Origin of the sequence: Klebsiella sp. K5-45, assembly GCF_030128605.1 — a bacterium.
Classification (GTDB): domain Bacteria; phylum Pseudomonadota; class Gammaproteobacteria; order Enterobacterales; family Enterobacteriaceae; genus Klebsiella; species Klebsiella quasipneumoniae.
In genome coordinates, this window is record NZ_JAKUZW010000004.1 from 1 (window position 1) to 26,868 (window position 26,868).

Below are 26,868 nucleotides of genomic sequence, written 5' to 3' on the forward strand. Positions count from 1 at the left end.
TATGGCCCTGGTACGAGCGCTGAACAAAATGACGAAAGCAGGTATGCCTGAAAGCGTGCGTATTGCCTGAAAACACAACCCGCTACGGGGGAGACTTACCCGAAATCTGATTTATTCAACAAAGCCAGGTGCAGGTAGAGCTTCTGGATTCTCAATCAAATACTGTTCTATTCTTACTGCTGCATCAGTGATAGCTGCCCCGTAGTATCTTATCATACGTTCTTTAACCTGTTTTTTATTCTGTTGTACTTTAATCGTATTGATAGTACTGAATAGTAAATCATTTCGTATCTCATCTTCATTGCTTAATACTGTAAACACATCATATACACTAATTTTATCTCTTACTTTAAGTTTAGATACGGCATCCTTCATTATATCTTTAATATCCTCACATGGAATATCTTTATATAACTTGTACTGACTAATTAGTGATTTTAGATTTTTATTATCAAAGCTTGAATGTTTTCTTGCCATTTTATATGTTCCCTTTTAAATTAAAATCATGAAACATAAATACGTTTGTTAAGATGTTTTATATTTCATGATAACCCGGTGATGTTTACCGGGATTTTTTATTTCACAATGTTTGTATATGTATTACGAGAAGCCGTCACATTGAACTTAGTGTTAAAGTACTGAGTTAATTTTATCAATGAGTATTGACCACTTGCATATACATCTTTGATTTCTTGTTTTTGTTCTTCACTGAATTTTGTTCTTTTATTATTTCTTTTAGATTTGCGGATATTATCTGATTGGGTTAACCACTGTAGATTACTTTCTTCATTGTTATGTTTATTATTGTCGATATGATCTACAACTAATGATTTACTACTAGATGGTTTCAGTACAAATGCTTCTGCAACTAATCTATGAACTTCAATTGGTAATGATTTACGACTTCCTTTCATACCAACACTAAGTGTTACTTTATAATAATTATTACTTTTACTTAAACTGTTTGTTAGTACTAGACCAGTTTTAGTATTTCTTACATTACCTTGATTACTTACCTCATAATTAATATATTGTGTTTGTTTCCAGATTTCCATTTTGTTATTCCATTAATTTAGTACTAACTAATCCGTGTTAGTACTTCCCAATACTTTTTACGATAGTATCAAACGTTGTTAATTACTTACTGTTTAATATTGAGTACTGATTTATTATATAAACAAGTGCTTCACTAATTGTTTTAGCTTTACCATCATCGACAATCCTTAGTAGTGAGGTAATTTGACCTTCTGTTAGTCTTACATTTATTTGTTTTGTTTTATTACTCATATGGTTTCCTTGTGCTATACAAAATCGCCATTTCCCCATGCGATAAAAACCCCATGATTGCCATGGGGCTAAATTTTCATTGGAGGAGATTTTTATTAGACACTCTTATTATAGAATAAAATTTAATTTCATCCTGGTTTTCTTTTTTCATTACATATCTATTTATCATTTTCCGTATGGAAACATAGCCAAATACGAGAAAAAACAGATAAAACTATCAATATTAGTAGGTAAGCAAGATAACCCATGAACAAATATTCAATCAATCCTGTTACCATTACTAAGAAACCAATCAGTACTACTACTACTGTCATAATCCAATTTAACATTTAAATCCCCTCTTACGTTTCATTGTAAGAGTATTTATCATAAGACATAAAAAAAGGTATACCATTGGTACACCTATTAAATTGTAGTATTCAGTAGTGAGCATATTTAAACTACTAAAATAATTTCATCTTCTAGTACAATCAATGGTTCATAATACTTTCCATCGCTACCTACTGTAACAACTACAATCTGATCTTCAATAATACCAATCACTTTTACACCACGTTTTTCATTAGTACCTGGTGTTTTAATATAAACGATATCATCAATTTTTATTTTAACTAAACTTCCATTACGATTTAAAGCACGCATTATTACTACCTCACATTGTTATTAATTTAAAATTTTGACAAAAATAATGGAATAAAGAACCACCCTAACTTACATTGCTTTATAGCTGGAAAGCAACCAAAACAGTTTGAGATACTTCATTAATGATTCATTTTTCGTGTAGGTAATGCCTAGCATCTTTATATCGGTAGAAGGCAACCGATATTCTATCAAAAGCAGCTTTGCAACAACACGCCATTCGATGAAATTTATTATTTCATATTTTTTTATTTTAGCAAGCACTAATCTTTCATAGAAATAACCCGATCACTCTCAACACCTCTATTCATGCGACCTCCAAATACTTAAATTATTTTTGATTGAATACTTTTGAGAACTATAAGTTTTAATAGTACTTGAATAGTACATAATCAATAAAGCCCCAAAGTATGGGGCTAGTTTTGTTATCTGAAAGTATTGATAGTTGGTGGATAGGTGTATGACATTCAGTATTTCTTTAGCCATTTTCAGTACTGCTACTGTAGTATCCCCAGAACTACTAAGACTGGAATATAAATTGCTCATTACAGTTCATCCATACGGATGTTACTGATTCCTCACCTTCTAATTCACGTATATAATCACGTAATAATACGTATTCAATAAAGTTGATAGGTCTACTATCTAGTGTTCTAAACACTGGTAGTTCATCCCCTTCAGTGTATGTTAGGCTGAATGAGTCAGTTTTATAACTTCTTACATTATCACGCTGCTCAATAATGAATTCAGTCAGCATCTCACCACCACCTCGTTTATTATTAATCACTAAAACATGTGTAAGGTAGTCATTGAAATAATCCAAATGTATAAAGATAGCATTAGCAATAAGTCTATATCTGATCGTCTTAAGCACTAATCGTAGCTCCTTACGAACCTTAGCCCGTAGCTCTACGTTCATAGGGTCTAATACCTCATCAATGTTGAAATCGAGTTTTGGTATCTCTCGAACATCCTGTAATGCTATTAGTTCATCCTCTACCTGAATTATTCTATCCTGTACCTCAGTTAATCCATCACTAAGAATTAGACCTGCCCGTAACTTATTATTCTTACGCTCTTCAATACGAGTAATGAATGCTTTTTCTTCCGCACGTAATGAAGATAGTTCCTCACGTAATGTATCTACTGGGGAACTATTGTTTTCTTCTTTTTTCATCAATTGTTCAAAATCGACATTCTTCACTGTTTCTAGAATGTTCTTTTCAATCCTGATATATTGAATTGACTTAGCATCACAAGCTTTCTTCTCTTCACGTGTACGACAGATAACATACTTTGTTCTTACATGATTATAGTGAATAGCAATATTCCCACCGCAGCAACCACACTTGAGAATCTTAGGAAACAAGTTTGTTATGTAATCATCTTGAGCAATTGATAAATCTTTTCTGATGCGATTAGCTACACCATTTAATGATAACTTCTGGTTTACGCGTTCAAATGTTAAGTTGTCGATGATTTTCATCTTAACAACCTTTTTATCTCGCAGTACTCTTAAGACATTGACAGTACTCCAACCAGCTTCTAACTGCTTAACTATCGAACCAGTTCCAACACCATCTTCAAATAGTCGGAAAATCTTCTTCACAACTTCATGGTCTAATAGTAAATCTTCGCGTGGTTTCTTCTTCTCAAGACCAACGCGGTCCATCATACGGTTAGCTGTAATAAATAGCTCATCCTCAATCACAACTGGATATACGCCACGATATACCTCATCGTTATAACGTTTGTGCTCACCCAACAAACGACGATCACGAACCCAGTTTGAAACAGTCACCATCTGAAGCAAAACGCCCCTCTGTTTGTAATGCTTCACAATCTCACCAGTACTCATGCCAGCGGCGTACATCTGAAAACATGAACGAATCAACTCTACCTTCTCTTCATTTACCGCGTACTTACCTCCCTCATTGACTAGCCATACAGGCATTCTATTTGATATAACCTTACCTTCTTTGATGGCTTCTTTGATCTTTCTATCCCACGCAGCCTTTGCACGTACTGACTTCATAAGCGATTCATTGTGAGAACGCATCTGTATCAGTTCCATGATAAGTTTCGAGTGTGGATCATCTTTCCGTAACACAGTACTGGCAGAAATATCATGAACCTCGACACCACTGTTCACGATGAACCTGATAGTGTCCTCTGCCCAACTGGAACGGCGGCTAATACGGTCGAGTGACATAACTATGAGTGCGTCCCCTTCTCCGTACTTGCGATTTTGCACATCCTGCAAAAATATCCCAAGTTGTGACTCTGGTGATATATTAGAATTTTTAAACGCACTAACCCCTCTATCCTGAATGAATATTCTATCATCATTGAACAATGCAGCATTTCTATCTAAATAACCTTCCAGAGCTGAACGTTGGTCATCCAGACCACCACCCCCTTCGATTTGCTGAATGCTTGATACTCGCTCATAACATATAGGACGGAGCATAATTTTTATCCCGTTGAAGAACTACGCTAAAAGTATTAAATCAAAATGTTCCCATAGTATACGAAAGGACGGCATGCCATGAATATATTCGATCACTATCGCCAGCGCTATGAAGCTGCCAAGGACGAAGAGTTCACACTGCAGGAGTTTCTTACCATCTGCCGGCAAGATCGCAGTGCCTATGCCAATGCGGCAGAACGTCTGTTGATGGCCATTGGTGAACCCGTCATGGTTGATACGGCTCTCGAGCCGCGGCTATCCCGTCTCTTTTCAAACCGGGTTATCGCACGCTATCCGGCGTTTGAAGAGTTTTACGGTATGGAAGACGCCATTGAGCAGATCGTTTCCTACCTCAAGCATGCCGCCCAGGGGCTGGAAGAGAAGAAACAGATCCTCTATCTGCTGGGACCGGTGGGCGGGGGTAAATCATCGCTGGCTGAACGGCTGAAAGCCCTGATGCAGCGCGTGCCTATCTATGTGCTGAGCGCCAACGGCGAGCGCAGCCCGGTTAACGATCACCCGCTGTGTCTGTTCAATCCGCAGGAGGATGCGCAGATCCTTCAGAAAGAGTATGGCGTCCCTACCCGCTATCTCGGCACTATTATGTCGCCATGGGCGGCCAAACGCCTGCATGAGTTTGGCGGCGATATCACGAAATTCCGCGTGGTCAAAGTCTGGCCATCGATTCTCGAACAGGTCGCCATCGCCAAAACCGAACCGGGCGATGAAAACAACCAGGATATTTCGGCGCTGGTGGGTAAAGTGGATATCCGCAAGCTGGAACACTATGCGCAGAACGACCCGGACGCCTACGGCTACTCCGGTGCGCTGTGCCGCGCCAACCAGGGGATCATGGAGTTCGTCGAGATGTTTAAAGCGCCGATCAAGGTGCTGCATCCGCTGCTGACCGCGACTCAGGAAGGTAACTACAACGGGACCGAAGGGATCTCCGCCCTGCCGTTTAACGGGATCATCCTTGCCCACTCTAACGAATCGGAATGGGTGACCTTCCGTAATAACAAAAACAATGAGGCCTTCCTCGACCGCGTCTATATCGTCAAAGTGCCTTATTGCCTGCGGATCTCCGAAGAGATCCGTATCTATGAAAAACTGCTCAACAGCAGTGAGTTGACTCATGCGCCATGCGCCCCGGGCACTCTGGAAACGCTGGCGCGCTTCTCGATTCTGTCGCGCCTGAAAGAGCCGGAAAACTCGAGTATCTACTCGAAAATGCGGGTCTATGACGGCGAGAGCCTGAAAGATACCGACCCGAAAGCGAAATCCTATCAGGAGTATCGCGACTATGCCGGGGTGGATGAAGGGATGAACGGGCTCTCCACCCGCTTCGCCTTTAAGATCCTCTCAAGGGTGTTTAACTTCGACCATGTTGAAGTGGCGGCCAACCCGGTGCATCTGTTCTATGTCCTGGAGCAGCAGATTGAGCGCGAACAGTTCCCGCAGGAGCAGGCCGAGCGCTATCTGGAGTTCCTCAAAGGCTATCTGATCCCGAAATACGCCGAGTTTATCGGCAAAGAGATCCAGACCGCCTATCTGGAATCCTACTCCGAGTATGGGCAGAACATTTTCGATCGCTATGTCACCTACGCTGACTTCTGGATCCAGGATCAGGAATATCGCGATCCGGACACCGGGCAGCTGTTTGACCGTGAATCGTTGAATGCCGAGCTGGAGAAAATTGAGAAGCCGGCCGGGATCAGCAACCCGAAAGACTTCCGTAATGAAATCGTCAACTTTGTGCTGCGCGCCAGAGCCAACAACAGCGGACGTAATCCGAACTGGACCAGCTATGAGAAACTGCGCACGGTTATTGAGAAGAAAATGTTCTCCAATACCGAAGAGCTGTTGCCGGTCATTTCGTTTAACGCCAAAACCTCAACCGATGAGCAGAAAAAACACGACGACTTTGTCGACCGCATGATGGAGAAAGGCTACACCCGCAAACAGGTTCGCCTGCTGTGCGAGTGGTACCTGCGGGTTCGTAAATCGTCCTGATGCGTCCAGCCCGGCGGTGCGCCGCCGGGTCAACTGCAGCTGAATGATGATAAGTAAAGTTGGCTAATGCAGTACAGGAGGGCATATGACCTGGTTCATAGACCGACGCCTGAACGGGAAAAACAAAAGCGCCGTCAATCGTCAGCGCTTTTTGCGCCGTTATAAGGCGCAGATTAAACAATCAATCTCCGAGGCCATCAACAAGCGCTCGGTGACCGATATTGAGAGCGGAGAATCCGTCTCGATACCGACGGACGATATCAACGAGCCGATGTTTCATCAGGGTCGCGGCGGACTACGCAACCGCGTCCACCCGGGCAATGACCATTTCGTGCAAAACGATCGGATCGAACGCCCGCAAGGGGGCGGCGGCGGCGGTGGCGGCGGTCAGGGGCAAGCCAGCGCCGATGGCGAAGGGAAGGATGAGTTTGTCTTCCAGATTTCAAAAGATGAGTACCTGGATCTGCTGTTTGAAGATCTCGCCCTGCCGAACCTGAAGAAAAATCAGCACCGGCAGCTAAACGAGTTTAAAACCCATCGCGCGGGTTTTACCTCTAACGGGGTGCCGGCCAACATCAGCGTGGTGCGTTCGCTGCAGAACTCGCTGGCACGTCGGACGGCGATGACCGCCGGCAAGCGCCGTGAGCTGCGCGCTCTGGAGGAGGATCTGGAGACCATCAGCCGCAGCGAGCCGGTGCAGCTGCTGGAGGAGGAGCGCCTGCGCAAAGAGATTGCCGAACTGCGGGCTAAAATTGAACGGGTGCCGTTTATCGACACCTTTGACTTACGCTACAAAAATTATGAAAAACGGCCGGAGCCCTCCAGCCAGGCGGTAATGTTCTGCCTGATGGACGTCTCAGGCTCGATGGACCAGGCCACCAAAGACATGGCCAAGCGCTTTTATATCCTGCTGTATCTGTTCCTCAGCCGGACCTATAAAAACGTCGATGTGGTCTATATCCGCCACCATACCCAGGCGAAAGAGGTGGATGAACACGAATTCTTCTATTCTCAGGAAACCGGCGGCACCATCGTTTCCAGCGCCCTCAAGCTGATGGATGAGGTGGTGCAGGCGCGTTATGACCCGGCGCAGTGGAACATCTACGCCGCCCAGGCGTCGGATGGCGACAACTGGGCCGATGACTCCCCACTGTGCCACGAACTGCTGGCGAAGAAAATTCTGCCGGTGGTGCGTTATTACAGCTATATCGAAATTACCCGCCGGGCGCACCAGACCCTGTGGCGCGAGTATGAACACTTGCAGGCGACCTTTGATAATTTCGCCATGCAGCATATTCGCGACCAGGAGGATATCTACCCGGTATTCCGCGAGCTGTTTCACAAGCAGTCCTCTAAAAGTGAAGCGTAGTTAAATAAAATCAGCCAGTTAGCGTCACCTGCTGGCTGATTTATTTTTTAAATGCTTTTATTTCTCTATTAATCAATACGCTCATTTTTTGTGCAGAATAGATGCAAATGCCTCATCGCAAAATGCTTCTTTCCCCCTTGTTGTACATTCCAGGTACAAATCCCTAACCCTGTGTATTATAACTGCCTAATCTGCTTCAAACATTCACGCGATCGTCAGCGTTGCACTGTTTCCACTCTCAGGAGCCTGCTATGACCCCTTTTTATCAATTGACCGCCACCCGCCTGCGCGGCCAACCTCTCTCCATGGCTGACTATGCTGGCAAGGTGGTTCTGGTGGTGAATACGGCCAGCCATTGTGGTTTCACGTCACAGTATGCTGGCCTGGAAGCGCTCTACAAAAAGTACGCGGCTCAGGGGCTGGTGGTGCTTGGTTTTCCGTGCAACCAGTTTGGCAAGCAGGAACCCGGCGGTGCGGATGAAATCGAGCAGACCTGTCACGTTAACTACGGCGTGAGCTTCCCGATGTTTGCGAAAGTGGACGTCAACGGCCCCGCTGCACACCCGCTGTTTCGTTATTTGAAACAAGCGTTGCCCGGCGTGCTCGGCGGACGGATCAAGTGGAATTTCACCAAGTTCCTCATCGGTCGCGACGGCACACCCCTCACGCGTTTTGCGCCGTTCACGACACCGGAGAAAATGGAGGCCTCCATTGTTGCCGCCCTCAAGCGCTGAGTGTGCAGTCATTCCACGTTCACCCAACGGTGGCTGTCTGCCCATACAAGATAGATATTGGTTCCTGGCCTGTAGCCGACCGCGCCAGCTGTCGCCGGAACGCCCCATTTCACGTCAGGGGCTGTAAACGCGCAAAACCGTAAGATGCTATATGCGAAGCGCCTGTTTCTGGTTGACGAACTTATCAGTTGCGGGAGAATAATGCTGACAAACGCATGCCAGCTTATTCCCGTCAGGATCGCGCAGGTAGGCCACATAAAAGTCGGGGCCATAGGCGGGGCGTGTGCCCGGTGCGCCTTCATTTTGCCCTCCTGCAAGAAGGCCAGCGGCATGGAACTGTCTGACAATCTCTGCGTTATCAGCCTGGAATGCAAACATTGTCCCGTTTCCCGCCGTTGCGGAATGTCCGTCAAAAGGAGAGCAAATACAAAAGCTGAACGCCTTTTCCGGATTATTTTTATCTCCCCACATTGCCCAGCTTTCTGTCCAGGCCGGCAGACGTGAGTAGCCAAGAACATTAAAAATAGCGTCATAAAAATCTACTGAGCGCTGAAAATCATTGGTACCTATCGTGATATAAGCCAGCATCTTATGACATCCTCTTTGCCGTTTCCCAGAACAGGCAGGATACCTCTTAACGTAACAATAAACGATTTCCTCTGATGCGCCTGACGCCGTTTTGCCGTCTGAGCATCGGCGGTTTCGACATAGCCCCACCTGTTAAACGCTGGCGCAGTTGACCGGTCCAGGGTTAATTAACCGGTGACGTCAGTCGATCTCACGCGGCCAGCAACCGTCTGTTGCTGGCCGATCTTCCACCTGCCCGGTCATCAGTCTACAGCGGCGACACGGCCTCAACTTCATGCTGAAACACGTAGGGGTCGGAGAGGAGTTCGAATACTTCATCGTCCGGATAGGTGACCGCGACGTGATAGTCTTCGCCTGCGAAGGCTTTGACCGCCGCGAGATCCTGCCAGTAGGTGGCGAGAAAGAAATGCGCCCATTCGCCCTGATTTTCCCGGCGCACCAGGGCGCCTCTGTTGCCGGCGATGCTCTGAGCGTGTTCTACGCCGGTCCGCTCGAGGTGGCGGGCAAACCCCTCAGCATGCTGCAATGGCACACAGCCGTGCCAGGTCCTGACAATCATTTGCGTTCTCCTGTGGTGATAAACGTCTCACCCTAACATCGACAGGCATTTCTGGGGGAGCGCGACAATGCGGCGCTGGCCACAACACTAAATTATTTTGCCGGACGGGGATATCCTCTCACTCTGCACGATTTTCGACTGCGGAGCAGCATTGGGCCGAATATTGCGCGGCGAGTATCGCTGTTAGCTGGCGCGGAAAAAATCGTGGCTCGTCAGCCTCGGGCAGTCGTATCGCTACACGCCCCTTCAGGGCATCGCCAGCCGATCTTGATGGGCCGCAAAGAGGGTGATGAGATGGTCGGCGATAACCCGCACGCGTCTGGACCCGGCCAGGTCGGAATGCATCACCAGCCAGAGAGTCTGATCCGCGCCGATCTCCGGCTGCAGGCACTGCAGGCCGCTGGCCCGTGCCATAAAGTGCGGCAGAACGCCCAGTCCGAGGCCCGCGGATACCGCGGAAACCTGGGCCACGAGCGTATTGGCTTCGACTTTACACGGCCGCCCTCTCAGGGTGCGCGCGATCCATTGGGCGGCCGGCAGGTGCTGGTGAGTTTCCGGCCACCCCACAAAGTCCGCCTCGCTCAGCGACAGGCCGTCCGCACCGGCCAGATAGCCGGCGGCGCCATAGACGCCAAACCCCACCGTCCCCAGTCGCTTTAACGTCAAATGCCCGGCCTCAGGCTTGACCATGCGAATCGCCAGATCGGCATCCCGACGGTGCAGGTTCACCGGCTGCACGCCGCTCAGCACCTCCACCCGCAGCTCGGGATAATGGTCCAGGAGCCCTTTCAGGGAGGGCAGAATAAAATGCGTGGCCAGGTTATCCGAGGTGGCCAGGCGGACAACCCCGGCGACATGCCCCTGCAGTTGCGCCGCTTCGCCAAACGCCAGGCCTGCGTATTCCAGCGCCTCGGCCCGCGCGAGCAGGGCTTCGCCATCATCGGTCAGGCGATAGCCGCTCTGATGGCGGCTGAAGAGCGGAACGTTCAACGCCTGCTCCAGCCGATCCAGCCGGCGGGAGACCGTGGCTATCCCCATGTTCATCTTGTCGGCGGCGCCGCTCAGCGTTCCCGCCCGGGCGATGGCGAGGAATATGCGCGCATCATCCCAGTTAAATTCTGCGGTCATCTGTTTTCCATTTATGGAAAACGACTCTCCGTTTTCCGCTATTTTTTATCAGTTTCGCAGGGATGATACTGCACGCCACTCGCGGAGACAACCAGGCCATCCGGTCGCCTGCTCTCTCCTCACCTGAACGTCCGTGTACCGCGCGGAACGCTCCTTTCCTAAGGATACGCCTGATATGAAAGAGATTGCTTTACCCCTCCACCCGGCGCCGGCGCGCGTCTGGATAGCCGTCGTTGCACTCGGGATCTGCGCCTTTTCAATCGTCACCAGCGAACTGGCGCCGGTGGGCATGCTCAGCGCCCTGGCGGCGGATTTTCACCAGACTGAATCTGGCATGGGTCTCGCCGTCACCGCCTATGGCTGGGTGGGCGCCCTGGCGGCTCTGCTTTCCGGCGCAATGCCGGCGCGTATTTCCCGCAAGGCGCTGCTGGTCGGGCTGATGCTGATCCTCGCGCTTTCCTGCCTCGCCGCAACCCGGTCTTATTCGATGTTCGCCCTGATGAGCGCCCGCATGATTGGCGCCCTGGCGCATGGCGCCTTCTGGGCCTTAATTGGCATCGTCGCCGCGCAGATGGTGCCGCCGCACCGGCTGGGGCTGGCCACGGCGATCATTTTTGGCGGCGTGTCGGCGGCAAGCGTAGTGGGGGTGCCGCTGGCGAGCTTTATCGCCACCCTGGCGGGCTGGCGATACGCGTTTATGGCGATGGCCTTGCTGTCACTGGCCGCCGCTGCGGTGCTGTGCTCGACGCTGCCCGCGCTGGCCGCCCCAGCCCCCGTCAGGCTGCGCGTTTATCGTGATATTTTCCGCAATCCGCTGCTCGGTGGCCTGTATGGCGCCACGGCATGCATCATTACCGCTCACTTTGCCGCCTTCACCTACATTGAACCGCTGCTGATAAATCTGCAGGGAGTCCCGACGACCGCCCTCTCCGGCCTGCTGCTGCTGTCAGGGGTTTCCGGGCTGCTGGGTAACGTTATCGCGGGGAAGCTCATCGATCGTCATCTGAAGGGGCTGATTTTCGCTGCGCTGCTGCTGAGCGGGGGCGCGCTGGCGATCCTTGGCACCGCCCGTTTTGCGCCACTGCCATTCTGTTTTAGCGGGCTACTGTTAGCCCTGTGGGGCGCCGGCATCGCGATTGTGTTCGTCGGCTTACAGACCTGGCTACTGCGCAGCGCGGGCGCGGTCGCCCAGCCGGCGTCAGCCATTTACGTGGCTATTTTTAATGCCGCCATCGGCACCGGGGCGCTTGTCGGCGGCCAGCTGATCGCCTCAGCTGGCCTGTCGGGAATGGTGTGGCTGGCGGCGGGGATCATGGTGGGCAGTACGCTGCTGATCGCTCTGCTGAAAGCGCCCTCAGGCCGCTAAACGCTGCCCTGTAAAACCGCGTTTTCACGGTTCAGCGTGAAGACCTGCCACACGACGCGGGTCGCGCTCAAGGTAAAAATGGCCGTCGCCAGCGTATTTTCCTCATCCGGATCGTCGGGAGACAGCCGGTAAATCGGTAACAACGGATCCTGCTGGTCGGAGAGCATCGCTTTCGCTGTCACGCCATCCAGCGGCGGGTTCGTCGCCAGCCACGCGTCCAGGCGCCGCTGGCGCGAGCCGGAGCTGCCGGTCACGATCTGTTCAATAGCCGCAAGCTGGGGATGGATCAGATGGTTGGCATGCCCGCTGGTGGCGGACAACGCGAGCACCGAGCTGCCGGAGCCGGTGGCTTCCACGCTAAACAGACGGCTATCGCCCATCTGGCCCAGGGTGTGGTGAAACGCGCCCGCGCGAGGCGTGGCGCTCAGCAGAGTGACGGCTTCCTCTAAGGTGGTGGCGTTCAGCGAGGCGCGGGCCAGAATCTGGCGCGGCATCCCGTCCGGACGATGCACGGCGCGAATATTGTTGACCGTATTGACTATCCCCTTCTCATTCACTGCGAAGGTATGTCCGCACAGGGAGCCGGGATAGGCGAAGCTGGTAAAGGCGAGGCCCACGTCCGGGGTTATGCTGACGATGGCGCAGTCTTCACGCAGCTGCGGGAAGCCGTCTTCATTGTGCGCAATGATCAACTCGCCCTCTGCGCTTCTCCCCGCCAGGGTGGTGCAGCCATCCGACGTCGAACGCACCAGATCGCCGCGACAGTTCCAGGCGAACACCTCATCCACCGGCGCCTGCAGCCCCTCCGCCATGCCCTCCAGCTCCTGCCAGATCAGCGGGAACTGAGCCTGCACGGCTGCGCGCATGCGCTGGGTCTGTTCCGTCGTTTTCAGGGCGGCCACCGTTTGCCACAGCGCCGTTTGCCTGATTTTTGTCTGCCAGGCCTCACGACCAAACGCGCCAAGCTGCTGACCGACCGCAAAAGCGGAACCTCGGATTGCGATTGTTTTCATATTGTCATTATTCACTTATGTTCAGGATACGTGTTGCAAAAACTCTTGCAGACGCGGATTGCTGCTGGCCGTGAGCAGCGCCTCAGGTGAACCATCTTCGGCAATAGTGCCGCCATCAATAAAAATCAACCGGGAAGCCACCTCTCTGGCAAAGCCAATCTCATGGGTCACAATCACCATCGTCATGCCCTCGTCGGCCAGCGAGCGCATGACCTTTAACACCTCATGCCGCAGTTCAGGATCGAGGGCGGATGTTGGCTCATCAAATAACATCATTTTGGGTTTCACCGCCAGGGCGCGAGCTATCGCCACACGCTGCTGCTGACCGCCCGAGAGCTCGGCAGGATAGTGGTTAGCGCGTTCACGCAGCCCCACGCGATCCAGCAACGCCAGCGCCTGCTCCCGCGCTGTGGCCTTGCTCTGCTTGCGCACGCGAAGCGGACCGAACATGACATTCTCCAGGGCGGTCAGATGCGGGAACAAATGAAACTGTTGAAACACCATACCGGCTTCGCGGCGAATATCACACTCATTCGCGTGCGGATCCGTAATATGCATGCCCGCCACCAGCAGCGTGCCCGAGGAGATCTCTTCCAGTTTGTTAATACAACGCAGCAGGGTCGATTTTCCCGAGCCGGAAGGACCGATGATCACCACCACCTCGCCCGCTTCAATCTTTAAATTGATATCGTGCAGCACCTGAGTGGCGCCGAAGTTTTTCGCCACCGCGCTAAATTCAACCATGCTCATAAAATATGGATCCTTTTCTCAACTTGTTTTAGCAGGAAGCTCAGGCACAATGTCAAAAACAGATAAATCATCGCCACCGCCGTCCACACCTCCAGCGCCCGAAAGTTGCCGGCAATAATCTCTTGTCCCTGACGGGTTAATTCTGCCACGCCAATCACAATAAACAGCGACGTATCTTTAATACTGATAATCCATTGATTGCCTAATGCCGGGATCATCCGCCGAAAAGCCAGCGGCATAATGACATGCCACAGGGTGCTGCGCGGCGATAACCCCATCGCGAGGCTGGCTTCTTTAAATCCTTTATTGATCGACAGAATCGCGCCCCGGGTGATCTCCGCTATATAAGCCCCGGAGTTAATCACAATGGTGATAATGGCGGCAGGAACCGGGTCAATACGCACCGGCAACACCATCGGCAGGGCGAAGTAGATAAACATCACCTGCACCATAATTGGCGTCCCGCGGATTAATTCCACAAACACCAGCGATACCGTTTTGGATATTGTCCCACCTAATGCGCGGCAGGTCCCGGCCAGCAAACCAATGATTAATCCACCTAACAAACCTGATAACGAAATAATTAGCGTCAGCTGCAAGCCTTGCATCAGCAGCGGCAATGCATCCCAAATATAGCGACTGTCAAAATTCATGCTTCTACCCGTAAAGAAAATATGAGGTCGGATCGCTCCGACCTGGCAGGGTTATTTCGGCTGTTTAGCAAACCACTTTACGTAAATCTTGTCGTAGGTACCATCGGCGCGCAGGGCCTGCAGGGCCTGGTTGACTTTTGGCGTCAGGCTGCTGTTTTTCTGCATCGCAAAGCCATACTGCTGTGGCAGAATGCTGTCCGTCTCACCAGTGGATTTGACCTTGCCATTACCCGCCGTCTTCACGTAGTAAAGGACATTCGGCGAATCATGAACGACGGCATCGAGATTACCGGCCTGCAGGTCAAGGTAAGCGTTATCGATATTCGGGAACTCGATGTAATTCGCTTTATATTTGCTTTTCATAAAGCTGGCTGCCGCCGTCCCCTGCTTAAGGCCGACTTTTTTCCCGGTCAAATCACTGAATTTAACAATGGAATTGTCGGTACTTTTCACGGCTATTAACAGGTCAGCATTATAATATCCTTCACTGAAGTCCACGACCTGCTTGCGCGCATCGGTAATCGTTATTCCCGCCATCGCCACGTCCAGATTACGCGACTGCAGACCGGGGATCAGGCCACCGAAATCCATCGGCCTTAATTCGTAGCTGATATGCATTTTCTTCGCAATCGCGTCCCACAGATCGATATCAAAGCCGACATATTTATCGCCTTGTTTAAATTCAAATGGAACAAAGGCAGTATCGACACCCACCGTTATTTTATCTTCTGCTGCTGTAACAAAACTGGCTGAACAAATAACTAATGCCAGCGTCAGCTTTAATTTCTTAAATAATCCACTCATAATTACCCTCAGCGTCAGTGAAATAGCCTACAACGAACGTCACCCTGCGAAATATCTCGCCGGAAGAATCAATAACAAGAGCTGATATACCGGGCGCAGTTTTATGCGCCCGAATAAAAACGATAACTTATGCAGAAAACAGAGAGTCAGAGGTAGCCGGTGCTGGCGTCTGGGCGCTGTTCATCACCATGGAGAGAAAACTGTAATAACCGTTTATTCCAATCAGATCCACCACGCCCTTCTCGCCCCATAACTCAATGGCTTGTTGCCAGGTCTCATCGCTGACCTTTTGCTGTTGATGCAGCTGCTGACAGAAGTCATAGACCGTCTGCTCATCGGGCCGGAGATCCACGGGCCGGCGCCTTTCCTTAATCGCCTGCACCGCCGCGGCAGCAATCCCCTTCTCGCGTGCTATCGGCGCATGGATCGCCCACTCAACCGGCTGCGACCAGTGCCGCGCGGTCAGCAAAATCGCCAGTTCAGAAAGACGCTGGCCCAGCGCGCTGCGATAGCGCAGGTACTCCCCCATACGCTGGGCATGGGCCATCAGCTCGGGGCTCCGCAGCAGCGGTTCAAAGGGCGGCAGCAAGGCGCCGCGCGGTCCGTTGATAATCTCTTCCGCTAACTGACGCTGCTGAACGTCCCATTCCTGTTCCGCCAGGGGCGGTAAACGATTGCTCATAATTTCCCCGTCTCTTCACGGATCACGCAGTTCAGGGTATCGACCACAAAATCGAGCTGCGCCGGGGTGATGATAAACGGCGGTGCAATCAGAATGTGGTCGCCAGACTGGCCATCGATGGTGCCGCCCATGGGATAGACCATCAGTCCACGCGCCATGCAGTTTGCTTTGATCGCAGCGTGCAGCTTCAGGGAAGGATCGAACGGCGTTTTGTCGTCTTTATCACGCACCAGCTCGACCCCCGCAAACAGGCCGCGTCCGCGCGTATCACCGACATGCGGTAACTCCCCCAGCACCTCGCGCAGCGCCTTGTGCAGATAGGCGCCCTGCTGTTTGACGGCGTCCAGCAAATTATCCCGCGCGATCACTTGCTGCACCGCCAGGGCTGCCGACGCGGCGGTGGCATGACAAATGTAAGTGTGACCATGCTGGAACAACCCGCTGCCCGCCTTCAGCGCGGAGACGATAGTCTCACTCGCCAGCACCGCCCCAATCGGCTGATAGCCTCCGCCGAGTCCTTTGGCGATGGTCACTAAATCGGGCACCACGTCATCCTGTTCAAACGCATGCAGCGTCCCGGTCCGCCCCATACCGCACATCACCTCATCCGCGATGTACAGGATGCCGTATTTGTCGCACAGGCGGCGGACCCCTTGCAGATAGCCCGGCGTCGGCGGCGTGGCTCCCGTCGTCGCCCCCACCACGGTTTCGGCACAGAAACCGATGATCGTTTCCGGGCCGGCCTCAAGGATGGCTTGCTCCAGCTCATTGAGCAGGCGCTCGGTATATTGCTGTTGGGTCTCGTCAGCCCGACGATCGCGGTACTCATTGCAGGCGGAGACGCGGATAACATCCATTAATAAGGGAGCAAACTGACGACGGCGCCATTCGTTCCCCCCCACCGCCAGCGCGCCCAGCGTATTACCGTGATAGCTCTGTTTACGGGCGATAAAGCGGGTGCGCGATGGCTGGCCGATCTCCACAAAGTACTGCCGCGCCATCTTCAGCGCCGTCTCAACCGCCTCAGAACCGCCCGAGACAAAGTAGGCGTAGTTAAGCTCGCCGGGCGCCGTGCGGGTGAGATGTTCGGCAAGCTGCTCGACGGCATCGCTGGTGAAAAAGCTGGTATGCGCATAGGCCAGCCGATCGATCTGGCGGTGCATCGCCGCCAGCACATCAGGATGCGCGTGTCCGAGGCAGGAAACCGCCGCCCCGCCGCAGGCATCAAGATACGGTTTTCCCTGGGCATCAAAGATATAGGCCCCTTGCGCACGTGAAGCCACCATCGGCGTGCTACGCAGGCTGCGGTGAATGACATGACTCATACTGGGTTCTGCTCCTGAATCCGCTACATGAATTGAGCGTATCTTGCAGGATCCATTTGGATCACGTCAACGAATTAAAGATATAAATGCATCCGTTATTCTTATAATTGATACATTTGAATCATTTATCAGGACTTACCGGGGATCACGTAGGCGCCAGACTCAATAAGATAGCGTTCGGCATTTTCAATTTTACTCACCGCCTCCCGGCCGTGGCGCACCACCAGCATCGCCAGCAGGCACTCCGCCAGGCCCATGCCGGAGACCACGGAAGGGAAAAATGACGGACTGTCGATGGAGAACAGCAGCGTGCAGTCTGCCGCCTGCGCTAAGGGGGAAACCGGCGAGTCGGTAATGGCGAGGATCTTCGCCCCGGCCTGCCGGGCTGCCTGTAAAACATCCAGTGATTCGCGTGAATAGGGAGCAAAGCTGGTGAGTAAGACGCAGTCCCGGGCGGTTAGTTCGCGGGTAAAGACTTCGATATTGCTGGCCAGGCCATCGATCAATGACACCTGGCGGTTAAACAGTCGATAGACATAGAACAGCGACCACGCGATCGGAAAGCTGGCGCGGAATCCGCAGATATAGACATTCTCCGCGCTATCGAGCAAGGTCACCGCCTGCTCCATCTCCTGGGCATTTTCATTTTGCGTAAAGGTCAGATTCGCCTGATGCGCCTGAAAAACCTCTTTATACAGCTGCGTTTGCGTTCCGCGGGCCATCATTTTTTCCGCTTTTGATACGTATGTATCATTGCGCAGCCCCAGATCGTCAATGAAATCACTTTTCAGCTCGCTCCAGCCGCGGTAGCCCAGTCGCTGCGCCAGACGCAGCAGCGTCGCCGGTTTTACCCCGGCTTCCGCCGCGAAGGCACGCATTGATAACACCACCAGCTGACTGGCATTTTGCAGTGAGAACTCGGCGGCGCGTTGCAGCTCGGGCGACAACCCGCCGAATTCATTAATGATTTTTTCCCTGAGATTCATGGCAGCCACTGACTGGTTTTAAGTGAAAGCTATCTAATCATATTTGAGATCAAGACTCTATAGGCTGGTCTAACACCCGGGGGCCATCCTTTGCGCTCCTGAGCATGGCGAACCGCGCTGCCCGTCACTTCTCCAGCCAGTCGATAAAAAACGCCATAAACGCCGACACCTGCGGCGGTTGCAGCTTTCGCTGGGGAAAGACAAACTGCAGCCCAACCTCCTTGCGGTCTAAGGGGCTGAATCCGGTGAAGCGATCGGCAAACAGCACCTGAAGCCGCCCCTCCTCGACATCCCTCTTCACATCCCACCATGATTTACCGGCGATCCCCGACCCGCTGAGCGCCCACTGCCGCAGCAGCGCCCCATCGTCGCAGACCATCGCCGGCGTCACCCGGATGATCTGCTCTTTTCCCGCCTCCTCAAAGCGCCACTCGTTCATCACCACACCATGCCGCTCCAGCGCCAGGCAGCGGTGATGATGCAGCGCCTCGGGCGAAGCCGGCGTTCCACGGGCGGCAAGGTAAGCCGTCGAGGCCACCAGCACCCGGTGGTTAGGACGGATGTGGCGGATGGCCAGGCTGCTGTCCGGCAGATTACCGACGCGAATGCTCATATCCAGCCGGTTGGCGACCAGATCCTCCACGCGCTCGCCTAAGTAGACGGAAAAGGTCACTTCCGGGTGACGGCGGGTAAAGTCGACGATGGCCGGGCTAAGGTATTGTCGGCCAAAGTCGGAGGGGGCGGAAAGGCGAATATCGCCGCTCAGGACGCCCTCTTTTTGCGTCAGCAACGACTCGGCGTGGCGCGCCTCCTCCAGTACGCGCCGCGCGGCATGATAAAAATCTTCCCCCGCGTTGGTCAGGGTGATAGCGCGCGTGGAGCGATGGAACAGGCGGGTCTGGTAACGCTCTTCCATCGCCTTCAGGCGGGCCGTCATGGTGGCCGGCGAAAGCGACAACCGTCTACCGGCGGCGGAGAGTCCCCCCGCCTCGGCGACTGCCACCAGTAGCGCCATATCTTCCAGCTTGCCCATTTTTCGTATATCCCGAAAAGTGAATCTATTTTTCGTCTAATTATCAAAATCAGGTCCCGACTGTAAAGTGATTTCCATTCCACTCGCAAGGGACACCACTATGAACACGCTCTCACTTTTTGATCGTCATCGCATCGGTACGCTGCCGCTGAAAAACCGTATCGTCATGGCTCCCATGACCCGGGCGCGCGCGCTGCAGCCGGGAAATATCCCCTCCGCGCTGATGGCGGAGTATTACCGCCAGCGCGCCAGCGCGGGATTGATCGTTACGGAAGCGACGCAAATCTCTCCCGAGGGACAGGGGTATTCCTGGACGCCCGGCCTGCATTCCGCAGACCAGATTGCCGGCTGGCAGTTGACGACCCGAGCCGTACATCAGGCCGGCGGCGTTATTTTTTCTCAGCTCTGGCACGTGGGACGCATGTCGCACGCCCGTTTTCATGCGGATGGTCAACCCGTGGCCCCCTCGGCGCTGGCGCCGGACGCCCAGGTCTGGGTGGTGGATGAGCAGGGCCGGGGCCAGATGGTGGACTGTTCACCGCCGCGGGCGCTCTCCCGGTCGGATATCCAGCGTATTGTCGCCGATTACCGTCAGGCGGCGCGCAATGCGATCGCGGCGGGGTTTGACGGCGTGGAAGTACACGGCGGCAATGGCTATCTGATCGACCAGTTCCTGCGGCGGACCGCCAACCAGCGTACCGATGAGTACGGCGGCAGCCTGAACAACCGGATCCGTTTTGCCCAGGAGGTGCTGACCGCCATCGGCGACGCAATCGGCCGCGAGCGGACGGGCATCCGCCTTTCCCCCTTCATTACCCAGCGCGGGATGAATGACCCGCAGGTGATCGACGCCATCCTTGCCCTGGCGGCCTGGTGCGAACAGCAGGGCATCGCCTTTATCCATCTGGCGGAGGCGGACTGGGACGATGCCCCAGCCGTTCCCCGACACTTCCGCGACACGCTGCGCGCGACCTTCAGCGGCACGCTGATCGTGGCCGGGAATTACGATCAGCAGAAGGCGGAGCGCATTCTTGACGCCGGTCTCGCCGACCTCGTGGCTTTCGGCCGGCCGTTTATTGCCAATCCCGACCTGCCGCAGCGGCTTCTGCACCGCTGGCCGCTGGCGACCGTCAGCGATCCCGGCACGCTGTTTGGCGGCACGGCGGCGGGCTATACCGACTATCCCTTCTATACGGAGCATAAAGAGTGAAAATGACCCGCAAAATGTTACCTGCCGGCCGTGGTGTCGCGGTTGCCCGCACGCAGGCCAGACGCGGCCTCACGCGCCATCGCTGCGCCACCGCGCTGCTGCTTGTCGCAATGTCCGGCTCCGCGTATGCAGCCCAACAGGATCTGCTGAAGCCGGCGCAACTCATCGCTGACGACAGCCTTCCCGCAGCCACACGCGCCGCCAATGAATATGTCGCCAGGCAGTATGCCACGTTCTGGAATACCGGTGATGCCGCGCTGGCCCGGGCGGCGCTGGCGGAGAATTTTATCGATAAAACGCCCCCGGAAGGTCGCCGACAGGGGCCGGAAGGGGCGATCCTCGCCTCCAGAGCGTTTCGCCAGGCGGTGCCGGATTTACGCTGTGATGTCGAACAAATGATCGTGGCCGGTGACCGGGTGGTCTCACACTTACATTTTCATGGCCGCTTTACCGGGACCTTCGGCACCCGGCAGGGTAAGGGACAAAATATCGATTTTATCGCCACCGATATCTATCAGATCCGCGGCGGTAAAATTACCGCCAACTGGCATATTGAAGATAACCTGACGCTGATGAAACAGCTGGGCGCGCAATAAGCCGCCCCCGGACGGTGCGTCAGCGATCGCCAACACGGCGAGCCGCCCCGGTCTCCGCTGGGACGGCTCGCCTGGCGCCAGCCGGCGCTTAGATTTGCGCCAGCCCGCCGTCGACATAGATCTCTGCGGCGTTAATAAAGCTCGACTCATCCGACGCTAAAAACACCACCGTCCGGCCAATCTCCTCCGGCTCGCCCAGCCGCCCGAGCGGTACGCCGGCGGCCAGAGCATCGAACAAGCCCTGGCGATCCGCCTCCGCCACCAGCCCTCCCAGACCCGGGGTACGTACCGGCCCCGGGCTGACCACATTGATGCGGATCCCGCGGTCGCTAACCTCCAGCGCCCAGGAGCGCGCCAGGCTGCGTACTGCGGCCTTACTGGCGCTATAGATGCTGAAGTTAGCCGTCCCTTTTACCGCCGCCGTAGAGCCGGTCAAAATCACCGAGGCGCCGTCGGTGAGCAGCGGCAGCGCTTTCTGCACGGTGAACACCACCCCGCGCACGTTAGTGGCAAAAATCCGGTCAACGTGCGCTTCGGTAACGGCGCTGAGCGGCAGCATGTCTCCGCCGCCGGCATTGGCGAACAGTACATCCAGCCGGCCGGACTCGTCGGCAATGGTCGCAAATACCGCGTCAAGGTCGCTTAACACGCCGGCATCAGCGCGGATCCCGCGGGCGGCGGGTCCGATGAATCTTACCGCCGCATCCAGCTCCTCCTGACGGCGGCCGGTGATGTACACCTTCGCGCCCTGCTCCGCCAGCGCTTTCGCCGACGCCAGGCCAATCCCGGCGCTGCCGCCGGTGACTAACGCCACTTTATCCGCAAGTTTTTTGCTCATGGTGCATTTCCTTGGTTAGAGTATAAACAGGCCAGGCTCGCGAAAGCGCCCCGCCGGGTATGGAAAGCACTGTAATCGTCCCGGCGAGGCGGAAAAATGGCCTAATCTGAAAAACACTCTTCCCCTCGGTGGATAATCACCTCCAGTAACCAGGATAAAGCGAATAATGGACCGGTTTTCAGCTCTTAAAGCCTTCACCCGCGTTGTCGAAGCCGGCAGCTTTACCCGCGCCGCGGACTCGCTGAATATGCCCAACGCCACCCTCAGCAAAACCATTCAGCAACTGGAGGCGCATCTTGGGGTTTCTCTCCTGCAGCGCACTACGCGGCGTATCACCGTGACGCCGGAAGGACGGGAATACTATGAAAAGGCCCGGCGCCTGCTGGAAGACCTGGAAGAGATCGACGCCGCCTTCAATACCGCCCGCAATAAGCCAAAGGGCCATCTGCGGATCGCCATCGGCGGGTCGACCGCGCGCGATGTGCTGATCCCGCTGCTGGCGGACTTTATGACCACCTGGCCGGATATCCGTATCGATTTGCAAGTGGCCGATAAGCCCTCGGACCTGATCGGCGGCAATATTGACTGCGCCATCCGCGGCGGACCGATGGAAGACTCGACGCTGATTGCCCGTAAAATCGGCGAGGCGGCGCTGGTTACCTGCGCCACCCCGGGCTATCTTCAGCGCTATGGTACGCCCGCCTCACCGAATGAACTGAACCATGGCCACCGGCTCATCAGCTACCTGTCGCCGGCCAGCGGCAGAGCGTTTCCGTTTCGTTTTGCCCGTCACGGCGTCAGCACCGAGCTGAAGACGGAGCACCATCTCGGCATCAATGAGAGCAACGCGCATATTGCCGCCGGCGAGGCGGGCTTAGGCATTGTGCAGACCTTTACCTATTCGCTGAAACCGGCGCTGGCGAGCGGCAAGCTGGTGGAGATCCTCAGCGCCTGGCGCCCGGCCCCCTATCCTTTTCACGTTGTCTATGCCCGGCACCGGCACGTCCCGCCCCGGCTCCGCGTCTTTATTGACTGGCTGGCGGCGGTTTTTCCGTCTGCGGTGCAGGGATAGCGCGCGTTATCTGACGCGGAGCAGGTCGCCGTATCGCGTGGTGTAGCGCGGCGATAGCATCTCTCGCTTCATCTGCCACTGCTGCTGGACCCCCTGGCCGGCAAAATAGAGCGCCCCCCTGCCGTTTTTCGCATTCAGCTGGTCGAGCACCTGCATCAGCCTGGCGCTGTTCTGCCGCGGGGCAAGCTCGTCGAACAGGTTCAGCTGGGCGACGCCCTGGCTGTAGAAATCGCCGAGCATCACCCCGGCCTTCTGATAGCGATGCCCCGCTTTCCAGATGGCGTCCAGGCAGTTTGTCGCCGCGGCGATAATATCCCGGGAATCCTGCGTCGGCGTCAGCAGCTTCAGTGAGGCGCTGTTGCCGTAATAGGGTTCATTCAGCGCGAAGGGGCTGGTTTTGACAAAGGCGGAGACGAACCGGCAGTACTGATGCTCACCGCGCAGCTTTTCTGCTGCCCGCGCGGCATAGCTGCAGATCGCCTGGCGCATATCCTCATAGGCCGTAATGCGATCCCCGAACGAGCGGCTGCAGATAATTTCCTGCTTAGCGGGAGCAAACTCCTCCAGCGCCAGGCAAGGCTCGCCGCGCAGCTCCCGTACCGTTCGCTCAAGCACCACCGTGAAGTGCTTGCGGATAAAGCGGATATCGCTCTCCGCCAGCTGGAGTACCGTGCCGATCCCCATTGCCTCGAGCTTTTTACCGATCCGCCGCCCGATGCCCCAGACCTCACTCACCGGCAACAGCGCCATCAGCTTCCGCTGCCGCTGCGGGCAGGATAAATCCACCACCCCGCCCGTCTGCCGCTGCCACTGCTTCGCCGCGTGGTTGGCCAGCTTCGCCAGGGTTTTGGTCGGGGCGATCCCGACGCCCAGCGTCAGATGGGTGCGCTGCTGCACCGTGGCGCGGATTTCCCGGCCAAAGTCGGTCAGATCTTTGCAGTGGCGCACGCCGCTGACATCGCAAAAGGCTTCATCGATACTGTAAATTTCGCAGCGCGGGGCGAGCTCTTCCAGGGTGGTCATTACCCGGTTGGACATGTCGGCGTACAGCTCATAGTTGCTGCTGAACGCCACGACGCCGTGGCGAAGAAACGCCGCCTTCTGCTTAAAGTAGGGTTCGCCCATTTTCACAAACGGCTTCGCCTCCGCCGAGCGGGCGATCACACAGCCATCGTTGTTCGACAGCACCACCACCGGCCGCCCCTTCAGGTCTGGCCGGAATGCAGTCTGGCAGCTCGCATAAAAGGCGTTCACATCACAGTGCGCGAACATGATCAACCCGCCGCCTTGATGATGTAGGTCACCACGCCGAAAATATCGAGCGTCTCCTCGCGGCCGACCACGATGGGCGAATAGGCCGGGTTCATCGGGTTAAGCTGCACCCGGGACAGAAGTTGCAGCTTTTTTACCGTAAATTCGCCGCCGACGGCGGCAATGACGATATCGCCATGCTCCGCTTTACGCGCGCTGTCCACCACCAGCAGATCGCCTTCGTCAATGCCGGCATTGATCATGCTGTCGCCTGCGGCTTTGACAAAATAGGTCGCGCTGGGATGCTGCACCAGCAGCTCGTTGAGGTCGATTCGCTTCTCGACATAGTCCTGGGCCGGGCTGGGAAAGCCGCACTGCACCAGGTCGGCAAAAAAGGGAAAGGAGACAATCTGACGTAGCTCAACCGGCGTGTAAAAGTTCATTTTTTAACCCATCACACAATACTGAATATATATACAGTAGTTTTGCCTGTTTTGCCGGTCAATATCGGCTCCAGCTATCAATCGCCAGCACTGAAATAACTCCTTGATGTCAATGGGGGTCCTCTTCAGCGCCCGCGAACCGTTTGCTGCTTTTGCGCGCAGCCCGCCCGCCGCGCAAGGTGGTAGATGCGCCGCGCCGCGGCATTCTCTTGACACTGTACATTAATACAGTAAAACTAACGCCCGCGATCAGCATACAGAGGACAGAAGATGTTTGTGGAACTGATTTATGACAAGCGCAATTTTGCCGGGCTGCCGGGCGCCAGAGAGACCATTCTTAACGAGCTGACCAAACGCATGCAGCGCATTTTCCCGGAGGCGGAAGTGCGCGTGAAGCCGATGATGACGCTGCCGGCGATCAACACCGACGCCAGCAAGCATGAAAAAGAGCTGATCAGCCGCACGGTGCAGGAGATGTTTGAAGAGGCGGACATGTGGCTCACTGAAGAGTAATGCCGCCCGTTAGTCGCGGCGCCCCCCTCTTTAAGAGCTTTCCCGGATGTGGCAGAGCCACGGGCAACAGTACAATAGCGGCGGTTGCAGACTGGCAATGCAACCTTCGCTCACCTGCTGGCTCTTGCATACGGCCAGCAGGTGAGCCCTACCTGTCTCCCCTCATCGCCTCACAGCGTCTCCGGTAGCGCCGCTATAATTCTATCCACCAGCTCGCGATGCTCATGCACCTTCCCGCATTTAACAATAATCTGTCTGGCGTTGTCATAGCCCGGGGCCCACAGCCGATTATTAAGCAGAACGTCCTTGTAGACCGCGATCAGCGGTTTGTTCCACGCCGCTGCCATGTGCACCACCGAGGTGTCCGGGGAGATAATCAGCTCCGCCAGGGCGATCAGCGCCATCGCATGGTGTAACGTGTTAAATGGGTTAATCACCACCTCCGGCGGCAGCGGGATGCGGATCTCACGCCGGTGATCGAGCAGAATAACCGCGATCCCCGGATGGCGAGCCAGCAGCTTGTCGAGCAGTTCGACCAACTGCGTCTGCGAGAGACTGCGGTCGCCATGGCCGGCAAAAATATTAATCACTACCGCTTTTCTGCTCAGCGATGCCAGATACTGCGCCACCTCCTGCATAATCGGCCCGGGCACCGCCAGGTCGTAAGCGTCCAGCCCGCGGGTGTCCAGTTTGAGATAATCGGCGATCAACTCGAACGTTTTCGTCACGTGCCAGCGCTGGCAGTCAAAATCAAAAGAGTGGGAGTAATGCTTAATCGACGGCCATTTATTAAACCCGAGCACCGATTTCGCTTTTATTTGTCGGAAAAGCCGCAGGCGATGCACGGGAATATCGAACAGCGAAGGGTCAATAATAATATCGTACTTATTATTAGCCAGTTCATTAATAACATCGCGGGGAACGTTATGATTAAATTTTCGCAAAAAATCGGCTGACGTAACCGGGTCAGCTTCATAAATATAGCGGATCCGCGGGTTATAACGCATCACCTGGCTATTAGAGGTCGTCAGCAGGAAATCAACGATATAGCCTGACTGATGCAGGCATTTCACCAGCGCGGAATCCACCACCACATCGCCGACCGCCCCCTCATTGCGCATCAGTAAGACGGTTTTCGCGGACGACAAATCCACCGGCTGACGGCGTCGGCGATCCCAGAGCGCTTTCGCCACGCCCACCCGCAGGGCATTACGTACTTTCTTAGTAAAGTAATTTCGCCGTCTGTTGAGCTCCCTTATTTTATTAAACTTCTTGCGTGGGGAGCCCTGCATGGTTGCATCGTGCATCATCCTAACCTCATTACGGCAATCATTAATATTCTGTGTCGTCCGATAGAGACTGAGCGAAATAAAAAAAGTTCGATTAAAAATGAAAATCATTCTTTTTTTTATTTACAAAACTCATCCAGCCCTGCGGGATTGCACCACAGCACTGTGAAGCAATAATGAGTGAATAGTGAATTTGCCGGCCCACCGTTGGCAGGCCGGCGCAACAGCGCTAAGCTGGCTGCTTTATGAAGTCAGGA

30 protein-coding genes and 1 pseudogene are annotated in these 26,868 nt (G+C 54.1%); 11 read left to right on the forward strand and 20 right to left on the reverse strand.

Annotated features, from left to right (window positions below; all coding sequences use genetic code 11):
• On the forward strand, nt 1–70 hold a 70-nt coding region (locus MKS11_RS09180), incomplete at its 5' end, for a hypothetical protein (protein ID WP_223349232.1).
• Nucleotides 71–111: 41 nt separating this feature from the next.
• Here MKS11_RS09180 and MKS11_RS09185 read toward each other — a convergent pair.
• The 5 genes from MKS11_RS09185 to MKS11_RS09205 all read right to left on the reverse strand — a co-directional run bounded on the left by MKS11_RS09185 (nt 112) and on the right by MKS11_RS09205 (nt 4,396).
• On the reverse strand, nt 112–477 hold the full coding sequence (locus MKS11_RS09185; RefSeq protein ID WP_284109507.1) for a hypothetical protein: 366 nt from the start codon (nt 475–477) through the stop codon (nt 112–114).
• Nucleotides 478–575: 98 nt separating this feature from the next.
• Nucleotides 576–1,055 carry an HNH endonuclease gene (locus MKS11_RS09190; RefSeq protein WP_186474314.1) on the reverse strand — a complete coding sequence of 160 codons (480 nt, stop codon included), beginning with the start codon at nt 1,053–1,055 and terminating at the stop codon, nt 576–578.
• 82 nt (nt 1,056–1,137) lie between these two features.
• Entirely contained in the window at nt 1,138–1,287 is a 150-nt protein-coding gene (locus tag MKS11_RS09195; protein ID WP_186474317.1) for a hypothetical protein, read from the reverse strand.
• A 435-nt stretch (nt 1,288–1,722) separates the two neighbouring features.
• Nucleotides 1,723–1,929, reverse strand: coding sequence for a hypothetical protein (locus tag MKS11_RS09200; protein ID WP_186998145.1), 207 nt, complete (start codon nt 1,927–1,929; stop codon nt 1,723–1,725).
• 517 nt (nt 1,930–2,446) lie between these two features.
• Nucleotides 2,447–4,396, reverse strand: a complete 1,950-nt coding sequence (locus tag MKS11_RS09205) for a recombinase family protein (protein WP_186998144.1) — start codon at nt 4,394–4,396, stop codon at nt 2,447–2,449.
• Nucleotides 4,397–4,474: 78 nt separating this feature from the next.
• Between MKS11_RS09205 and yeaG the strand changes: the two genes are divergently transcribed.
• The 3 genes from yeaG (at nt 4,475) to MKS11_RS09220 (ending at nt 8,512) form a co-directional block, all read left to right on the forward strand.
• Nucleotides 4,475–6,409, forward strand: coding sequence for a protein kinase YeaG (yeaG, locus tag MKS11_RS09210; RefSeq protein WP_004203779.1), 1,935 nt, complete (start codon nt 4,475–4,477; stop codon nt 6,407–6,409).
• 85 nt (nt 6,410–6,494) lie between these two features.
• The gene (locus tag MKS11_RS09215) at nt 6,495–7,778 is read left to right on the forward strand and encodes a YeaH/YhbH family protein (protein ID WP_012968476.1); all 1,284 of its coding nucleotides are present in this window, start codon (nt 6,495–6,497) and stop codon (nt 7,776–7,778) included.
• 251 nt (nt 7,779–8,029) lie between these two features.
• Entirely contained in the window at nt 8,030–8,512 is a 483-nt protein-coding gene (locus tag MKS11_RS09220; protein WP_004203776.1) for a glutathione peroxidase, read from the forward strand.
• Between the two features lie 147 nt (nt 8,513–8,659).
• On the opposite strand, the gene MKS11_RS09225 is transcribed toward MKS11_RS09220, so the two are convergent.
• Together MKS11_RS09225 and MKS11_RS09230 are read right to left on the reverse strand one after the other, a co-directional pair.
• The gene (locus MKS11_RS09225) at nt 8,660–9,100 is read right to left on the reverse strand and encodes a VOC family protein (protein ID WP_087771639.1); all 441 of its coding nucleotides are present in this window, start codon (nt 9,098–9,100) and stop codon (nt 8,660–8,662) included.
• Nucleotides 9,101–9,347: 247 nt separating this feature from the next.
• Nucleotides 9,348–9,659, reverse strand: coding sequence for a hypothetical protein (locus MKS11_RS09230; RefSeq protein WP_004203773.1), 312 nt, complete (start codon nt 9,657–9,659; stop codon nt 9,348–9,350).
• Between the two features lie 91 nt (nt 9,660–9,750).
• Here MKS11_RS09230 and MKS11_RS09235 point away from each other — a divergent pair, with 91 nt between their 5' ends.
• On the forward strand, nt 9,751–9,846 hold the full coding sequence (locus tag MKS11_RS09235) for a hypothetical protein (protein WP_226549950.1): 96 nt from the start codon (nt 9,751–9,753) through the stop codon (nt 9,844–9,846).
• A gap of 59 nt (nt 9,847–9,905) precedes the next feature.
• Here MKS11_RS09235 and MKS11_RS09240 read toward each other — a convergent pair whose 3' ends face one another.
• Nucleotides 9,906–10,787 carry a LysR family transcriptional regulator gene (locus MKS11_RS09240; RefSeq protein WP_017898598.1) on the reverse strand — a complete coding sequence of 294 codons (882 nt, stop codon included), beginning with the start codon at nt 10,785–10,787 and terminating at the stop codon, nt 9,906–9,908.
• Between the two features lie 175 nt (nt 10,788–10,962).
• On the opposite strand from MKS11_RS09240, the gene MKS11_RS09245 reads away from it, so the two are divergent.
• Nucleotides 10,963–12,153, forward strand: a complete 1,191-nt coding sequence (locus MKS11_RS09245) for an MFS transporter (protein WP_049115125.1) — start codon at nt 10,963–10,965, stop codon at nt 12,151–12,153.
• Here the strand turns inward: MKS11_RS09245 and MKS11_RS09250 are convergent.
• The 8 genes from MKS11_RS09250 to MKS11_RS09285 all read right to left on the reverse strand — a co-directional run bounded on the left by MKS11_RS09250 (nt 12,150) and on the right by MKS11_RS09285 (nt 19,399).
• Nucleotides 12,150–13,166 (reverse strand): C45 family peptidase, encoded by a 1,017-nt coding sequence (locus MKS11_RS09250; RefSeq protein WP_087771658.1) that lies wholly within the window; start codon nt 13,164–13,166, stop codon nt 12,150–12,152. The two genes, MKS11_RS09245 and MKS11_RS09250, sit on opposite strands and share 4 nt — an antisense overlap.
• A 21-nt stretch (nt 13,167–13,187) precedes the next feature.
• The gene (gene glnQ / locus MKS11_RS09255) at nt 13,188–13,910 is read right to left on the reverse strand and encodes a glutamine ABC transporter ATP-binding protein GlnQ (protein WP_048326304.1); all 723 of its coding nucleotides are present in this window, start codon (nt 13,908–13,910) and stop codon (nt 13,188–13,190) included.
• A 2-nt stretch (nt 13,911–13,912) separates the two neighbouring features.
• Nucleotides 13,913–14,569, reverse strand: a complete 657-nt coding sequence (gene glnP, locus MKS11_RS09260; RefSeq protein ID WP_004203767.1) for a glutamine ABC transporter permease GlnP — start codon at nt 14,567–14,569, stop codon at nt 13,913–13,915.
• A 51-nt stretch (nt 14,570–14,620) separates the two neighbouring features.
• Nucleotides 14,621–15,373 (reverse strand): glutamine ABC transporter substrate-binding protein GlnH, encoded by a 753-nt coding sequence (gene glnH, locus MKS11_RS09265; RefSeq protein ID WP_017898602.1) that lies wholly within the window; start codon nt 15,371–15,373, stop codon nt 14,621–14,623.
• A 127-nt stretch (nt 15,374–15,500) separates the two neighbouring features.
• Nucleotides 15,501–16,055: a carboxymuconolactone decarboxylase family protein gene (locus MKS11_RS09270; protein WP_023317981.1), complete on the reverse strand. Its 555-nt coding sequence runs from the start codon at nt 16,053–16,055 to the stop codon at nt 15,501–15,503.
• Nucleotides 16,052–17,380, reverse strand: a complete 1,329-nt coding sequence (locus tag MKS11_RS09275; protein ID WP_017898604.1) for an aspartate aminotransferase family protein — start codon at nt 17,378–17,380, stop codon at nt 16,052–16,054. The genes MKS11_RS09270 and MKS11_RS09275 overlap by 4 nt, the downstream gene beginning before the upstream one ends.
• A gap of 128 nt (nt 17,381–17,508) precedes the next feature.
• Nucleotides 17,509–18,366: a MurR/RpiR family transcriptional regulator gene (locus tag MKS11_RS09280; protein ID WP_004203760.1), complete on the reverse strand. Its 858-nt coding sequence runs from the start codon at nt 18,364–18,366 to the stop codon at nt 17,509–17,511.
• 124 nt (nt 18,367–18,490) lie between these two features.
• Nucleotides 18,491–19,399: a LysR family transcriptional regulator gene (locus MKS11_RS09285; protein ID WP_004203758.1), complete on the reverse strand. Its 909-nt coding sequence runs from the start codon at nt 19,397–19,399 to the stop codon at nt 18,491–18,493.
• A gap of 100 nt (nt 19,400–19,499) precedes the next feature.
• Here MKS11_RS09285 and MKS11_RS09290 point away from each other — a divergent pair, with 100 nt between their 5' ends.
• Together MKS11_RS09290 and MKS11_RS09295 are read left to right on the forward strand one after the other, a co-directional pair.
• The gene (locus tag MKS11_RS09290; RefSeq protein ID WP_049092540.1) at nt 19,500–20,609 is read left to right on the forward strand and encodes an alkene reductase; all 1,110 of its coding nucleotides are present in this window, start codon (nt 19,500–19,502) and stop codon (nt 20,607–20,609) included.
• Between the two features lie 2 nt (nt 20,610–20,611).
• A complete protein-coding gene (locus MKS11_RS09295) occupies nt 20,612–21,205 on the forward strand; it encodes an ester cyclase (protein WP_049092539.1) in 594 nt (197 codons plus the stop codon).
• A gap of 88 nt (nt 21,206–21,293) precedes the next feature.
• Here the strand turns inward: MKS11_RS09295 and MKS11_RS09300 are convergent, their stop codons facing one another.
• Nucleotides 21,294–22,043 (reverse strand): SDR family oxidoreductase, encoded by a 750-nt coding sequence (locus MKS11_RS09300; RefSeq protein ID WP_023317977.1) that lies wholly within the window; start codon nt 22,041–22,043, stop codon nt 21,294–21,296.
• Nucleotides 22,044–22,209: 166 nt separating this feature from the next.
• Between MKS11_RS09300 and MKS11_RS09305 the strand changes: the two genes are divergently transcribed.
• Nucleotides 22,210–23,115 carry a LysR family transcriptional regulator gene (locus tag MKS11_RS09305; protein ID WP_017898609.1) on the forward strand — a complete coding sequence of 302 codons (906 nt, stop codon included), beginning with the start codon at nt 22,210–22,212 and terminating at the stop codon, nt 23,113–23,115.
• Between the two features lie 6 nt (nt 23,116–23,121).
• On the opposite strand, the gene MKS11_RS09310 is transcribed toward MKS11_RS09305, so the two are convergent.
• Nucleotides 23,122–24,387 (reverse strand): Y-family DNA polymerase, encoded by a 1,266-nt coding sequence (locus MKS11_RS09310; protein WP_004203752.1) that lies wholly within the window; start codon nt 24,385–24,387, stop codon nt 23,122–23,124.
• Nucleotides 24,388–24,389: 2 nt separating this feature from the next.
• Entirely contained in the window at nt 24,390–24,809 is a 420-nt protein-coding gene (locus MKS11_RS09315; RefSeq protein WP_284109508.1) for a translesion error-prone DNA polymerase V autoproteolytic subunit, read from the reverse strand.
• A gap of 270 nt (nt 24,810–25,079) precedes the next feature.
• On the opposite strand from MKS11_RS09315, the gene MKS11_RS09320 reads away from it, so the two are divergent.
• Nucleotides 25,080–25,322, forward strand: a complete 243-nt coding sequence (locus MKS11_RS09320; protein WP_004203750.1) for a DinI family protein — start codon at nt 25,080–25,082, stop codon at nt 25,320–25,322.
• A 170-nt stretch (nt 25,323–25,492) separates the two neighbouring features.
• Here MKS11_RS09320 and MKS11_RS09325 read toward each other — a convergent pair whose 3' ends face one another.
• Nucleotides 25,493–26,629: a glycosyltransferase family 9 protein gene (locus tag MKS11_RS09325; RefSeq protein ID WP_075201759.1), complete on the reverse strand. Its 1,137-nt coding sequence runs from the start codon at nt 26,627–26,629 to the stop codon at nt 25,493–25,495.
• Here MKS11_RS09325 and MKS11_RS09330 point away from each other — a divergent pair.
• A pseudogene (locus MKS11_RS09330) lies at nt 26,624–26,780 on the forward strand (hypothetical protein). The gene MKS11_RS09325 and the pseudogene MKS11_RS09330 overlap by 6 nt on opposite strands.
• The last annotated feature ends 88 nt before the right edge of the window (nt 26,781–26,868 follow it).

Coding starts and splice junctions, on each gene's coding strand:
- MKS11_RS09285 (WP_004203758.1), bottom strand. CDS start 19,399: ATGGGCAAGCTGGAAGATATGGCGCTACTGGTGGCAGTCGCCGAGGCG.
- MKS11_RS09280 (WP_004203760.1), bottom strand. CDS start 18,366: ATGAATCTCAGGGAAAAAATCATTAATGAATTCGGCGGGTTGTCGCCC.
- MKS11_RS09325 (WP_075201759.1), bottom strand. CDS start 26,629: ATGCACGATGCAACCATGCAGGGCTCCCCACGCAAGAAGTTTAATAAA.
- MKS11_RS09245 (WP_049115125.1), top strand. CDS start 10,963: ATGAAAGAGATTGCTTTACCCCTCCACCCGGCGCCGGCGCGCGTCTGG.
- MKS11_RS09220 (WP_004203776.1), top strand. CDS start 8,030: ATGACCCCTTTTTATCAATTGACCGCCACCCGCCTGCGCGGCCAACCT.
- MKS11_RS09250 (WP_087771658.1), bottom strand. CDS start 13,166: ATGAAAACAATCGCAATCCGAGGTTCCGCTTTTGCGGTCGGTCAGCAG.
- MKS11_RS09310 (WP_004203752.1), bottom strand. CDS start 24,387: ATGTTCGCGCACTGTGATGTGAACGCCTTTTATGCGAGCTGCCAGACT.
- MKS11_RS09190 (WP_186474314.1), bottom strand. CDS start 1,055: ATGGAAATCTGGAAACAAACACAATATATTAATTATGAGGTAAGTAAT.
- MKS11_RS09185 (WP_284109507.1), bottom strand. CDS start 477: ATGGCAAGAAAACATTCAAGCTTTGATAATAAAAATCTAAAATCACTA.
- MKS11_RS09315 (WP_284109508.1), bottom strand. CDS start 24,809: ATGAACTTTTACACGCCGGTTGAGCTACGTCAGATTGTCTCCTTTCCC.
- glnH (WP_017898602.1), bottom strand. CDS start 15,373: ATGAGTGGATTATTTAAGAAATTAAAGCTGACGCTGGCATTAGTTATT.
- glnP (WP_004203767.1), bottom strand. CDS start 14,569: ATGAATTTTGACAGTCGCTATATTTGGGATGCATTGCCGCTGCTGATG.
- MKS11_RS09195 (WP_186474317.1), bottom strand. CDS start 1,287: ATGAGTAATAAAACAAAACAAATAAATGTAAGACTAACAGAAGGTCAA.
- MKS11_RS09275 (WP_017898604.1), bottom strand. CDS start 17,380: ATGAGTCATGTCATTCACCGCAGCCTGCGTAGCACGCCGATGGTGGCT.
- MKS11_RS09200 (WP_186998145.1), bottom strand. CDS start 1,929: ATGCGTGCTTTAAATCGTAATGGAAGTTTAGTTAAAATAAAAATTGAT.
- MKS11_RS09215 (WP_012968476.1), top strand. CDS start 6,495: ATGACCTGGTTCATAGACCGACGCCTGAACGGGAAAAACAAAAGCGCC.
- MKS11_RS09300 (WP_023317977.1), bottom strand. CDS start 22,043: ATGAGCAAAAAACTTGCGGATAAAGTGGCGTTAGTCACCGGCGGCAGC.
- MKS11_RS09225 (WP_087771639.1), bottom strand. CDS start 9,100: ATGCTGGCTTATATCACGATAGGTACCAATGATTTTCAGCGCTCAGTA.
- MKS11_RS09320 (WP_004203750.1), top strand. CDS start 25,080: ATGTTTGTGGAACTGATTTATGACAAGCGCAATTTTGCCGGGCTGCCG.
- yeaG (WP_004203779.1), top strand. CDS start 4,475: ATGAATATATTCGATCACTATCGCCAGCGCTATGAAGCTGCCAAGGAC.
- MKS11_RS09240 (WP_017898598.1), bottom strand. CDS start 10,787: ATGACCGCAGAATTTAACTGGGATGATGCGCGCATATTCCTCGCCATC.
- glnQ (WP_048326304.1), bottom strand. CDS start 13,910: ATGGTTGAATTTAGCGCGGTGGCGAAAAACTTCGGCGCCACTCAGGTG.
- MKS11_RS09290 (WP_049092540.1), top strand. CDS start 19,500: ATGAACACGCTCTCACTTTTTGATCGTCATCGCATCGGTACGCTGCCG.
- MKS11_RS09295 (WP_049092539.1), top strand. CDS start 20,612: ATGACCCGCAAAATGTTACCTGCCGGCCGTGGTGTCGCGGTTGCCCGC.
- MKS11_RS09305 (WP_017898609.1), top strand. CDS start 22,210: ATGGACCGGTTTTCAGCTCTTAAAGCCTTCACCCGCGTTGTCGAAGCC.
- MKS11_RS09205 (WP_186998144.1), bottom strand. CDS start 4,396: ATGCTCCGTCCTATATGTTATGAGCGAGTATCAAGCATTCAGCAAATC.
- MKS11_RS09270 (WP_023317981.1), bottom strand. CDS start 16,055: ATGAGCAATCGTTTACCGCCCCTGGCGGAACAGGAATGGGACGTTCAG.
- MKS11_RS09230 (WP_004203773.1), bottom strand. CDS start 9,659: ATGATTGTCAGGACCTGGCACGGCTGTGTGCCATTGCAGCATGCTGAG.